The 13209-nt window shown below is 56.5% G+C and carries 8 protein-coding genes; 1 reads left to right on the top strand and 7 read right to left on the bottom strand.

Features of this window, described 5'->3' with window-relative positions; translation table 11 throughout:
* Window positions 1–47 precede the first annotated feature (47 nt).
* From eno to rlmD, 5 genes are all read right to left on the bottom strand, one after another.
* Window positions 48–1346: a phosphopyruvate hydratase gene (gene eno / locus P346_RS09425; protein ID WP_023309012.1), complete on the bottom strand. Its 1299-nt coding sequence runs from the start codon at window positions 1344–1346 to the stop codon at window positions 48–50.
* Between the two features lie 82 nt (window positions 1347–1428).
* The gene (gene pyrG / locus P346_RS09430) at window positions 1429–3066 is read right to left on the bottom strand and encodes a glutamine hydrolyzing CTP synthase (RefSeq protein ID WP_023309013.1); all 1638 of its coding nucleotides are present in this window, start codon (window positions 3064–3066) and stop codon (window positions 1429–1431) included.
* A 223-nt stretch (window positions 3067–3289) separates the two neighbouring features.
* Window positions 3290–4081, bottom strand: coding sequence for a nucleoside triphosphate pyrophosphohydrolase (gene mazG, locus P346_RS09435; protein ID WP_032660259.1), 792 nt, complete (start codon window positions 4079–4081; stop codon window positions 3290–3292).
* A 69-nt stretch (window positions 4082–4150) separates the two neighbouring features.
* Entirely contained in the window at window positions 4151–6382 is a 2232-nt protein-coding gene (relA, locus tag P346_RS09440; protein WP_023309015.1) for a GTP diphosphokinase, read from the bottom strand.
* 51 nt (window positions 6383–6433) lie between these two features.
* Window positions 6434–7732: a 23S rRNA (uracil(1939)-C(5))-methyltransferase RlmD gene (rlmD, locus tag P346_RS09445; protein WP_032660257.1), complete on the bottom strand. Its 1299-nt coding sequence runs from the start codon at window positions 7730–7732 to the stop codon at window positions 6434–6436.
* A 57-nt stretch (window positions 7733–7789) separates the two neighbouring features.
* Here rlmD and barA point away from each other — a divergent pair, with 57 nt between their 5' ends.
* Window positions 7790–10549, top strand: coding sequence for a two-component sensor histidine kinase BarA (gene barA / locus P346_RS09450; protein WP_032660256.1), 2760 nt, complete (start codon window positions 7790–7792; stop codon window positions 10547–10549).
* A 95-nt stretch (window positions 10550–10644) separates the two neighbouring features.
* On the opposite strand, the gene P346_RS09455 is transcribed toward barA, so the two are convergent.
* Both P346_RS09455 and gudD read right to left on the bottom strand, forming a co-directional pair.
* Entirely contained in the window at window positions 10645–11784 is a 1140-nt protein-coding gene (locus P346_RS09455) for a glycerate kinase (RefSeq protein WP_032660254.1), read from the bottom strand.
* Between the two features lie 77 nt (window positions 11785–11861).
* Window positions 11862–13199 carry a glucarate dehydratase gene (gudD, locus tag P346_RS09460; protein WP_032660253.1) on the bottom strand — a complete coding sequence of 446 codons (1338 nt, stop codon included), beginning with the start codon at window positions 13197–13199 and terminating at the stop codon, window positions 11862–11864.
* Window positions 13200–13209: the final 10 nt, after the last annotated feature.

The raw sequence follows: 13209 nt of genomic DNA, 5'->3' as shown, positions 1-13209 counted from the left end.
AAAATGCCAGTCATACGACTGGCATTTTCATTTTAAGGCTTAAGCAATTATGCCTGGCCTTTGATCTCTTTCAGACCGTTGTATGGTGCTTTTTCGCCCAGCGCTTCTTCGATACGAATCAGCTGGTTGTATTTAGCAACACGGTCAGAACGGCTCATAGAACCGGTTTTGATCTGGCCTGCAGCGGTACCCACAGCCAGGTCGGCAATGGTAGCGTCTTCAGTTTCGCCAGAACGGTGAGAGATAACAGCGGTGTAGCCAGCGTCTTTCGCCATTTTGATCGCAGCCAGAGTTTCGGTCAGAGAACCGATCTGGTTGAATTTGATCAGGATGGAGTTAACGATGCCTTTCTCGATGCCTTCTTTCAGGATCTTGGTGTTGGTTACGAACAGGTCGTCACCAACCAGCTGGATTTTGTCGCCCAGTACTTTAGTCTGGTATGCGAAGCCAGCCCAGTCAGACTCGTCCAGACCGTCTTCGATAGACACGATTGGGTACTGTTTGGTCAGGTCTTCCAGGAAGTGAGTGAACTCTTCGGAGGTGAACGCTTTGTTGCCTTCGCCAGCCAGAACGTATTTACCGTCTTTGTAGAATTCAGATGCTGCACAGTCCATCGCCAGGGTGATGTCTTTGCCCAGCTCGTAGCCAGCAGCTTTAACTGCTTCTGCGATAACAGCCAGCGCTTCTGCGTTAGAACCCAGGTTTGGCGCATAGCCACCTTCGTCACCAACAGCAGTGTTCATACCTTTAGCTTTCAGAACTTTAGCCAGGTTGTGGAACACTTCAGAACCCATACGTACCGCTTCTTTCAGGGATTTCGCGCCAACTGGCTGAATCATGAATTCCTGAATATCAACGTTGTTGTCTGCGTGCTCACCACCGTTGATGATGTTCATCATTGGTACAGGCATGGAGTATTTGCCTGGGGTGCCGTTCAGTTCAGCGATGTGCTCGAACAGTGGCATACCTTTCGCAGCTGCAGCCGCTTTGGCGTTCGCCAGGGAAACAGCCAGGATTGCGTTCGCACCGAAGTTAGATTTGTTTTCAGTACCGTCCAGATCGATCATGATCTTGTCGATGCCAGCCTGGTCTTTGGCGTCTTTGCCAAGGATTGCCTGAGCAATAGGACCGTTTACAGCGCCAACCGCTTTCAGTACGCCTTTGCCCAGGAAGCGAGATTTGTCGCCATCGCGCAGTTCCAGCGCTTCGCGAGAACCAGTAGAAGCACCTGATGGAGCAGCAGCCATACCAACGAAACCACCTTCCAGGTGAACTTCGGCTTCAACGGTCGGGTTACCACGGGAGTCGATGATTTCACGACCGATGACTTTAACGATTTTGGACATTAGATTTTCCTCAGTACAAGTTAAACTAAAACTCCAGACAAACAACGCGTACCAAAGGTACGCGTTGCCGTTCTAACTTTTTTTACTTCGCCTGACGCTTCTGGTAGTCGCTGGCGGCCTTCACGAAGCCTGCAAACAGCGGATGCCCGTCACGTGGCGTTGAAGTAAATTCCGGGTGGAACTGGCAGGCGACAAACCACGGATGGTTTGGCACTTCAATGATCTCGACTAACTGATCATCCCCGGAGCGGCCCGCAACACGCAGGCCCGCGGCTTCAATAGGTTTCAACAACATGTTGTTGACTTCATAGCGGTGACGATGGCGCTCGGTGATGACCGGCTCGCCATACAGCTTGCGAACCACGCTATCGTCAGACAGCTGGCAGGCCTGTGCGCCAAGACGCATGGTGCCACCCAGATCGCTCTTCTCGGTACGGACTTCGACGTTACCTTCTTCGTCACGCCATTCAGTGATAAGCGCCACAACAGGGTACTTACAGTCTGGCACAAATTCCGTAGAGTTCGCGTTTTCCATTCCCGCTACGTTGCGCGCAAATTCGATCAGCGCAACCTGCATACCCAGACAGATGCCGAGGTATGGAATATTGTTTTCACGCGCATAGCGCGCGGTGGCGATCTTGCCTTCTACACCACGGTAGCCGAAGCCGCCAGGGATGAGGATAGCATCCAGATCTTTCAGGATTTCAACGCCACGCGTTTCAACATCCTGCGAATCAATCAGCTTGATGTTCACGGAAACACGGTTCTTCAGACCACCGTGTTTCAGCGCTTCGATGACTGACTTATAGGCATCCGGCAGTTCAATGTACTTGCCGACCATACCGATAGTCACTTCGCCTGCCGGGTTGGCTTCTTCATAAATAACCTGTTCCCATTCAGACAGGTTAGCTTCCGGACAGTTCAAGCTGAATCGTTTACAAATATAATCGTCCAGGCCCTGCGATTTCAACAGGCCCGGGATTTTATAAATGGAATCGACATCTTTCATTGAAATAACGGCTTTTTCAGGCACGTTACAGAACAATGCAATTTTCGCACGTTCGTTCGCCGGAACTGCGCGATCGGAGCGGCAAACCAGGATATCTGGTTGAATACCAATGGAGAGCAGCTCTTTCACAGAGTGCTGAGTCGGCTTGGTTTTCACTTCACCAGCGGCGGCCATGTACGGCACCAGGGTCAGGTGCATGAACAGCGCGTGCTCACGGCCGATATCTACCGCCAGCTGACGAATCGCTTCCAGGAATGGCAGGGATTCGATATCACCCACGGTACCGCCGATTTCAACCAGCACCACGTCGTGGCCTTCGCCACCCGCAACAATGCGTTCTTTGATTGCGTTAGTGATGTGCGGGATAACCTGAACGGTTGCACCCAGGTAGTCACCACGGCGCTCTTTTCGCAGAACGTCGGAGTAGATGCGGCCAGTCGTGAAGTTGTTACGACGGGTCATTTTGGTGCGGATGAAACGCTCGTAGTGGCCAAGATCCAGATCGGTTTCAGCGCCGTCTTCAGTAACGAACACTTCCCCGTGTTGGATTGGGCTCATGGTGCCCGGATCGACGTTGATGTACGGATCCAGTTTCATCATGGTCACATTGAGGCCACGGGCTTCAAGAATGGCTGCGAGGGAGGCTGCGGCAATGCCTTTACCCAGAGAGGATACGACCCCGCCGGTCACAAAAATATAGTTCGTTGTCATGCTGAACCTGAGAAGTTAGGGTGAAACGATGGAATAACCAGGACGGGAAAGTAGTATACCCGAACACGGCGAGCGCCACAAACTTTCATTCTCCGTCTCCATTCCAGGCCATGACAAACATAAGGAGTGAGAAAATAGCCCCTTTTGGGTAAATGTTTTTGACGCAAATCAAGCGCTTGTCATTTAAAAAATCACACAAATTGCGCTTGATCGCAAAATCTCGTTAGAGATCAGATTCCTGGCGCTTTACTTCCTGCCAGACTTCTTCCATTGCCTCGAGGTCAATTCCGCTCATTTCCAGGCCTCGCGAGGCGACAATCCGCTCAACTTCGCGAAAGCGTCGTTCGAATTTTATGTTGGCTTTTTGCAGGGCGGTTTCCGCTTTTACACCCAGGTGGCGAGAAAGGTTGACGGTCGCAAACAGCAGGTCGCCCATCTCTTCCTCAAGCTTTGCTTCATCCACTACCGCCTGCTGCGCTTCGTGCATGACTTCGTCAATCTCTTCGTGCACTTTATCCAGCACCGGGCCGAGGGAGGTCCAGTCAAAACCGACGGCGGAACAGCGCTTCTGGATTTTATGCGCGCGCATCAGCGCGGGCAGGCTCAGCGGAATATCATCCAGCGCCGAGTGCTGGGATTTTTCCGCTCGCTCGGCGCTTTTGATCTGCTCCCAGCGGGCCAGCACCTCAGCGCTATTGCCTGCGGTGGCATCGCCGAAGATATGGGGATGACGGCGCTCAAGCTTGTCGCTGATGGCAGCGCAGATATCGTCAAAGTTAAAGCGCCCCTCTTCCTGCGCCATTTGCGCATAGAACACCACCTGGAACAGCAGGTCGCCCAGCTCGCCGCGCAGGTCATCAAAATCTTCACGGGAAATAGCGTCCAGCACCTCATAGGTCTCTTCAAGGGTGTACGGGGCGATGGTGGCGAAAGTCTGCTCTTTGTCCCACGGGCAGCCGTTTTCCGGGTCGCGCAGGCGTTTCATGATGCCGAGCAGGCGGTCGATTTGAGTCATGGTTATGTCCTGATAAAAAAATGCCGGGTGGCGGCTTACGCCTTACCCGGCCTACAAAAGAGGGAAATCTTATCCGCCGTGCAGACGACGCGCGTCAATCACATCCGGCACCTGGTTCAGTTTGCCAAGCACGCGGCCCAGCACCTGCAGGTTGTAGATTTCGATGGTCATATCGATAGTGGCAAGCTGCTCGCGGGTATCGCTGCGGCTGGCAACGCCCAGCACGTTGACCTTCTCGTTGGCGAGAATGGTCGTGATGTCGCGCAGCAGGCCGCTGCGGTCGTTGGCAGTGACGCGCACCACCAGCGAGTAGCCAGCGGAATAGCTCTCACCCCAAACCGCTTCCACGATGCGCTCCGGCGCATGCGACTGCAGCTCGGCAAGCTGATCGCAGTCGGAACGGTGAATGGAAATCCCACGCCCCTGGGTGATAAAGCCGACGATATCGTCGCCGGGAATAGGCTGGCAGCAGCGGGCAATGTGGTGCATCAGGTTACCTACGCCCTCGACCACCACGCGCCCGTTGTCTTTGCTGCGCTGCTGCGGCGCGTAGGTTTTCTGCTGCAGCTGCTTCAGCGCCGCCGCGTCCTGCTCTGCCGCGCTTGGCTTATTGAACTGCGCCTGCAGGAAGTTCACCATCTGATTCAGACGGATATCACCACCGCCAATGGCCGCTAGCAGCTCGTCAAGCTCGTTAAAGTTGTAGCGCGGCAGCAGGAATTTCTCCGCCTCTTTCAGGCTTATCCCGATATGCTCCAGCTCGTCGTCAAGGATCTGGCGGCCGGCAAGGATGTTCTTGTCACGATCCTGTTTACGGAACCAGGCGTGAATTTTCGAGCGCCCACGGCTGGTGGTGACGTAGCCCAGGTTAGGGTTAAGCCAGTCACGGCTCGGGTTGGGCTGCTTCTGGGTAATGATTTCAATCTGGTCACCCATCTGCAGCTGATAGGTGAACGGTACGATTCGTCCGCCGATTTTCGCCCCGATGCAGCGGTGTCCCACATCGCTGTGGATGTGGTAGGCAAAATCGAGCGGCGTAGAGCCCGCAGGCAGGTCGACAACGTCCCCTTTCGGGGTAAAGACGTACACGCGATCGTCAAAGACCTGGCTGCGCACTTCGTCGAGCATCTCGCCGGAGTCGGCCATCTCTTCCTGCCAAGCAATCAGCTTGCGCAGCCAGGCAATGCGGTCTTCATGTCCTGAACGCGCCCCGCCGGACGTGCCTTCTTTGTATTTCCAGTGCGCGGCGACGCCCAGCTCGGCGTCTTCGTGCATCTGTTTGGTGCGGATCTGAATCTCGACCGTTTTGCCGCCAGGGCCAAGCACAACGGTATGGATAGACTGATAGCCGTTCGGTTTGGGGTTGGCGACATAGTCATCGAACTCATCGGGCAGATGACGGAAGTGAGTGTGTACTATCCCCAGCGCGGCGTAGCAGTCCTGCAGACGCTCCGCCACGATACGCACGGCCCGCACGTCAAACAGCTCGTCAAAGGCGAGGTGTTTCTTCTGCATTTTGCGCCAGATGCTGTAGATATGCTTAGGCCGACCGTAGACTTCGGCGCGCACGTTCTCTTCTTTCATCGCCTGGCGCAGCCCGCCGACAAATTCCTCGATATAGTGCTCGCGGTCGATACGGCGCTCGTGCAGGAGTTTGGCAATACGTTTATATTCCGCCGGGTGCAGATAGCGGAAGCAGTAATCTTCCAGCTCCCATTTCAGCTGACCAATCCCTAAGCGGTTCGCCAGCGGCGCGTAGATATTTGTACACTCTTTAGCCGCCAGCACGCGCTCATCTTCCGGCGCATCCTTCACCTCACGCAGGTGGGCAATCCGCTCGGCAAGCTTGATGACCACGCAGCGGAAATCATCCACCATGGCCAGCAGCATTCGGCGAACGTTATCGACCTGCTCAGAGGAGACGGAATCGGTGTGCGCGGCTTTGAGCTGGCGGATGGCCGCCATATCGCGCACGCCGTGGATCAGCGCGACGACGGATTTCCCGACGCTGTCGCGCAACACGTCTTCGCTGACCACGTCCGCATCCGCGAGGGGGAAGAGAAGCGCGGCCTGCAGCGTTTCGATGTCCATGTTCAGCATGGATAAGATTTCCACCATCTCCACGCCGCGCCACAGGAGAAGATCGGCATCCGGATGCCCCTGCGTGGTGCGCAGACAATAGGCCCAGGTTTCGGTTAAGCGTTCACACGACTGCTGGCTGGAAATTCCCAGACTTGCGATCCATTTTTGTGGGTCAAATTCCCCAGCTTTATTGAGATGTGCACTTCTTACCGCAACCATTGTCCTCTCCTTTAGGGACCTGGGCCTGTCGAAGTCGACAAGCCAAACAAATTAGATGTGCTCGAACAACACCATCGATTCCAGATGTCCAGTGTGCGGGAACATGTCCAGCATTGCCAGACGCTGAATCTGGTAACCCGCGCTGATTAATGCCTCGCTGTCCCGGGCAAGCGTTGCCGGGTTACAGGAAACATAGACCACACGCTTCGGCGCGAGTTTAATAATATGTGCCATCACACCCGGGGCACCGGCGCGCGCCGGGTCGAGCAAAATTTTATCAAAGCCCTGTTTTGCCCACGGCTGTTGAGTGACATCTTCCTCAAGATTTTGATGAAAGAATGTCACATTTTGCAAGCCGTTCTGCTGCGCGTTCTCCTGCCCTTTAGCCACCAGCGCCTCAACACCTTCCACGCCTACGACGCTCGCCGCTTTTCGCGCCAGCGGCAGCGTGAAGTTGCCCATTCCGCAGAACAGATCGAGCACCCGATCGCTTTTCTGAACATCCAGCCACGTCAGCGCTTTCTCGACCATCAGTTGGTTAACGCCGTCATTCACCTGAATGAAATCCCGCGGGCTGAACGTTAAGCGTAGCCCGTTTGACGCATACCAGGGTGCCTCACCGGTAACCTGCTCAAGTATCTCGCTTTGTGGTGCGAGGAAAAGTGCCAGGTCGTGGGAATGCGAAAAGCGTTCCAGTTTTTCGCGATCTTTTTTCGACAGCGGCGCGGTATGGCGCAGGACCATCAGCGGTCCATTGTTTGCCATGACCAGTTCGACATGCCCGAGGTGGCGAACGCCGTCCAGCCCGGAGAGACAGGTGCGCACTTCCGGAAGCAACGCCTCAAGATGGGGCACCAAAACGGGGCATTGCTGCACATCAACAATGTCACTGGAACCGGCCTTGCGAAACCCCATCTCCAGCCGCGCCGTTTTTGGCTGATAGCTGAGGCTCAGGCGCGCGCGTCGACGATAGCCCCAGGGCACATCGGAAAGAATTTCGTTAACGTCATGCTTAAGCTGACGCGCCAGCGCGCGGCTTTTGCTTTTTTGCTGTAATTCTGTGCTCGCATGCTGTTGCTGGCAGCCCCCGCAAACGCCAAAATGTGGGCAGCGTGGCTTCACGCGCTCCGGGCTATCGTTGAGGCGACGCTTAACCTGTCCGCGCGCGAACTGGCGTTTATCTTCCGTCAGCGTAATTTCTGCTCGTTCTGTTGGCAGTAAACCTGTTATAAACAGAGCCTTACCGTTGTGACGTGCCACTCCCTGACCAAACGGATCGAGATCCGTGGCTTCAACAGTAATGATTTGACGCGTCGTCACGCGTCGCTTTGCAGAGTAGAATTGCGCCATCGCCGAGATTTTTCTCACATAAACATAATTATCTTAATTGTCCCATAACGGAACGCCATGACCAACTACAGCCTGCGCGCGCGCATGATGATTTTGATCCTCGCCCCCACCGTTCTCATCGGTCTGCTGCTGAGTATCTTCTTTGTGGTGCACCGCTATAACGATTTGCAGCGGCAGCTGGAGGATGCAGGTGCCAGCATTATCGAACCGCTTGCCGTTTCCAGCGAGTACGGCATGAACCTGCAAAACCGCGAATCCATTGGTCAGTTAATCAGCGTGCTCCACCGCCGCCACTCGGACATCGTACGCGCCATTTCCGTGTACGACGAACATAACCGCCTGTTTGTCACCTCGAATTTTCATCTCGATCCGGCGGCCCTGAAGATCCCGGACGGTACGCCGTTCCCGCGCCACCTCACCGTACTGCGGCGCGGCGATATCATGATCCTGCGCACGCCGATCGTGTCGGAAAGCTATTCACCCGATGAGTCTGCGCAATCCGACGCCAAATCCAGCAACAATATGCTGGGATACGTGGCGCTGGAGCTGGATCTCAAGTCGGTCCGGCTACAGCAGTATAAAGAAATATTCATCTCTGGCGTGATGATGCTGTTCTGCATTGGCATTGCGCTGATCTTCGGCTGGCGCCTGATGCGCGACGTGACGGGCCCCATCCGCAACATGGTCAATACGGTTGACCGCATCCGCCGGGGACAGCTCGACAGCCGGGTGGAAGGGTTTATGCTGGGTGAGCTGGATATGCTGAAGAACGGCATCAACTCGATGGCCATGTCGCTGGCGGCGTATCACGAAGAGATGCAGCACAACGTTGACCAGGCCACGTCCGACCTGCGCGAAACGCTGGAGCAGATGGAGATTCAGAACGTTGAGCTGGATCTGGCGAAAAAGCGCGCCCAGGAAGCGGCACGTATTAAGTCGGAATTCCTGGCCAATATGTCGCACGAGCTGCGTACGCCGCTGAATGGCGTGATCGGCTTTACCCGCCTGACGCTGAAAAGCGAGCTCAACCCGACTCAGCGCGATCACCTGCACACCATTGAACGTTCGGCCAACAACCTGCTGGCGATCATCAACGACGTGCTGGACTTCTCCAAGCTGGAAGCGGGCAAGCTGATCCTGGAGAGTATTCCGTTCCCGCTGCGCAGTACGCTCGATGAGGTGGTGACGCTGCTCGCGCACTCGTCGCACGACAAAGGCCTTGAGCTGACGCTTAATATTAAAAACGACGTGCCGGATAACGTCATTGGCGATCCGCTGCGTCTGCAGCAGGTCATTACCAACCTTGTCGGGAATGCGATTAAATTCACCGAAAGCGGTAACATCGACATTCTGGTAGAAAAACGCTCCATCAGCAGCAATAAGGTGCAGATTGAAGTCCAGATCCGCGATACCGGCATCGGTATTCCTGAGCGGGATCAGTCGCGTCTGTTCCAGGCGTTCCGTCAGGCGGACGCCAGTATCTCCCGCCGTCATGGCGGTACCGGCCTGGGGCTGGTGATCACGCAGCGTCTGGTGAACGAGATGGGCGGCGATATCTCCTTCCACAGCCAGCCGAATCGCGGTTCAACCTTCTGGTTCCACATTAATCTGGACCTCAATCCGAACGTTTTGACCGATGGACCGGTGACGGACTGCCTGAAAGGCAAGCGTCTGGCCTACGTCGAACCTAACGCGGCGGCAGCGCAGTGCGCGCTCGATATTTTAAGCACCACGCCGCTGGAGGTGGTCTACAGCCCAACCTTCTCAGCGCTTGCCGTTGAGCACTACGACATTCTGCTGATGGGGATCCCGGTCACCTTTACCGGCGAGCTGACCATGCAGCAGGAGCGGCTGGCGAAAGCCGCCTCAATGACCGACTATCTGCTGCTGGCGCTGCCCTGCCATGCCCAGCTCAATGCAGAAGAGTTGAAAAATGACGGGGCCGCCGCGTGTCTGCTGAAGCCGCTCACCTCGACCCGCCTCCTGCCCGCGCTCACGGAGTATTGTCGTCTTAGCCAGCATGCCCTCCCGCTGATTGACGATGAGCAAAAATTGCCGATGAGCGTGATGGCGGTGGATGATAATCAGGCCAACCTGAAGCTGATTGGCGCATTGCTTGAGGACCAGGTTCAGCACGTTGAGCTGTGCACCAGCGGCGCGCAGGCCGTTGAACAGGCGAAGCAGATGCAGTTCGATTTAATCCTGATGGATATTCAGATGCCGGGCATGGATGGCATTCGGGCCTGCGAGCTGATCCACCAGCTGCCTCACCAGCAGCAAACCCCGGTCATTGCGGTCACCGCGCACGCGATGGCCGGTCAGAAAGAGAAGCTGCTGAGCGCCGGAATGAATGACTATCTGGCGAAGCCCATCGATGAAGAGAAACTTCATAACCTGCTGTTACGCTATAAGCCGGGTCATATTGGCGGGACGTACACGGTTTCCAGCGAGCCGGTTGAAATCAGCGTTAACCAGAACGCCACCTTTGACTGGCAGCTCGCGCTGCGCCAGGCGGCAGGTAAACCCGATTTGGCCCGCGAAATGCTGCAAATGCTGGTCGCGTTTCTGCCGGAAATTCGCAATAAGGTGGAAGAGCAGCTGGTGGGTGAAAACCCGGAAGATCTGCTGGAAGCAATCCACAAGCTGCACGGTAGCTGCGGGTACAGCGGCGTGCCGCGGCTGAAAAATCTTTGCCAGCTGCTGGAGCAGCAGCTGCGTGCCGGCACGCCGGAATCGGAGCTTGAACCGGAGTTCCTGGAGCTGCTGGATGAGATGGATAACGTAACGCGGGAAGCGATGAAGGTATTGGGGAGCTGAGGTAAAAGCCCGGTGGCGCTACGCTTACCGGGCCTACAATTGCGGGTGCGGCCTGATGCCCTCACCCCGCCCCTTTCCCACAGGGAGAGGGAGAACTACATTCCCTGCCCCACTTTCAGCACCGCCGCGATATTCCTTGCGGCCATCCTGACGTTCTCGCTGGCATTTTCCAGCGCATCTTCCAGCGAGCAGATGGTGTAGATCACGCTAAACACCGCATCAATGCCGTGATCGTGTACCACGCCAACGTCCGCCGTCAGGCTGCCTGCAATGCCGATGACGGGTTTGTTAAAGCGTTTCGCCACTTTCGCCACGCCCACCGGGACTTTGCCGTGGATCGTCTGGCTGTCGATGCGGCCTTCTCCCGTGATCACCAGATCCGCATCGGCCACCTGGTCGGCCAGGTGTAGCGCATCGGTCACGATCTCAATGCCCTGGCGCAGCTGCGCGCCGCAAAAGGCGTACAGCGCGGCCCCCATACCACCCGCCGCGCCGCCGCCAGCAAGGTTTAGCACGTCGATATCCAGATCCCGGGCAATGACTCTCGCATACTGCGCCAGCGCGTTGTCCAGGGTGACGATCATCTCGGGAGTGGCCCCCTTTTGCGGGCCAAATACGGCTGACGCGCCATCCTTTCCGGTGAGCGGATTCGTCACATCACAGGCGACTTCTATCCGGCACTCCGCCAGACGTCTGTCCAGCCCACTCAGGTCGATACGCGCGAGTTTTCCCAGCTCGCCCCCGCCCTGACCAAGGGGCTGCCCGCTGTCGTCCAGCAGCTTTGCCCCCAACGCCTGCACCATCCCTGCTCCGCCGTCATTGGTGGCGCTACCGCCAATACCGATGATGATATGCTTAACGCCTGCATCCAGCGCGTGACGAATAAGTTCGCCCGTTCCCCACGAGGTGGTTTTCAGGGGATTACGCTGCGAAGGGACGACCAGCTCCAGGCCGCTTGCCGCCGCCATTTCAATAAAGGCACTTTGCTCGTCACCGGATAAGCCATAAAACCCTTCCACGCGCTCACCCAGCGGGCCGGTCACCGGAACATGTACAATGCGTCCCTGCGTTGCCGCGATCATCGCCTCTACCGTCCCTTCGCCACCGTCCGCGACCGGCAGTTTGACGTAAACCGCCTCGGGGAAGATCTCGCGAAAACCACGTTCTATCGCTGTCGCAACCTCAAGCGCACTCAAACTTTCCTTATACGAGTCCGGTGCGATAACAATTTTCATAAGCCATCCTTACGCATAGTCGTTACGTTAAGCATACACCACGTAAAAGACCGCCTGTGGGAGCGGTCCCAATGCGTTTATCGTACCATGCACGGGCGTTTATTGTCGAATGTCCAGTCGGGGATCAGATACTGCATCGCCATCGCGTCGTCGCGCGCGCCCAGACCGTGTTTTTGATACAGCTCGTGGGCCTTCATGACCTGGTCCATATCCAGCTCAACCCCCAGCCCCGGCGTGGAAGGCACCTGCACCATGCCACCTTTGATCTCAAACGGCTGCTTAGTCAGACGCTGATTACCTTCCTGCCAGATCCAGTGCGTGTCGATAGCGGTAATCGTGCCCGGCGCGGCGGCGGCAACGTGCGTGAACATCGCCAGCGACACGTCGAAGTGGTTGTTAGAGTGCGAGCCCCAGGTCAGGCCAAACTCGTGGCACATTTGCGCCACGCGCACCGACCCCTGCATCGTCCAGAAGTGCGGGTCCGCCAGCGGAATGTCGACGGACTGCAAGGACAGGGTGTGTCCCATCTGACGCCAGTCGGTCGCAATCATATTGGTCGCGGTCGGCAGCCCCGTTGCGCGGCGGAATTCCGCCATGACTTCACGTCCTGAGAAGCCTTGCTCAGCCCCACACGGATCTTCCGCATACGCCAGCACGCCTTTCAGCTGTTTACCGATCGCAATGGCCTCATTAAGCGACCATGCGCCGTTCGGATCCAGCGTCACGCGCGCCTGCGGGAAACGTTTTGCCAGCGCGGTGACGGCTTCCGCCTCTTCCTCACCGGCCAGCACGCCGCCCTTCAGTTTGAAATCGTTAAAGCCATATTTTTCGTACGCGGCTTCCGCCAGGCGCACCACCGCATCAGGGGTCATCGCCTCGTCGTGGCGAAGTCGATACCAGTCGCATTGTTCATCCGGCTGGCTCTGATAAGGCAATGGCGTCAGCCTGCGGTCGCCGACAAAGAACAGATAGCCCAGCATTTCCACTTCGCTGCGCTGCTGACCCTCGCCCAGCAGCGACGCAACGTTGACGCCCAGATGCTGACCCAGCAGATCCAGCAACGCGGATTCAATCCCGGTCACCACGTGAATGGTGGTGCGCAGATCGAAGGTCTGCAGGCCACGCCCTCCGGCATCGCGATCGGCAAAGGTATTGCGCACGGTGTTGAGGATATTTTTATACTCACCCAGCGTTTTGCCCACCACCAGCGGAATGGCATCTTCCAGCGTCTGGCGGATCTTCTCCCCGCCCGGAATTTCGCCCACGCCCGTATGGCCGGAATTGTCTTTGATAATGACAATATTGCGGGTGAAGAATGGCGCATGTGCGCCGCTCAGGTTCATCAGCATGCTGTCATGGCCCGCAACCGGAACGATCTGCATGGCGGTAACTACAGGGGTAGAAAAAGTACTCATCGTTCAATCC

This window comes from Enterobacter sp. DC1 (genome assembly GCF_000568075.1).
Classification (GTDB): Bacteria; Pseudomonadota; Gammaproteobacteria; order Enterobacterales; family Enterobacteriaceae; genus Enterobacter; species Enterobacter asburiae.
The sequence above is the reverse complement of the archived record's forward strand: the minus strand, read 5'-3'. Positions and strand labels throughout refer to the sequence as shown.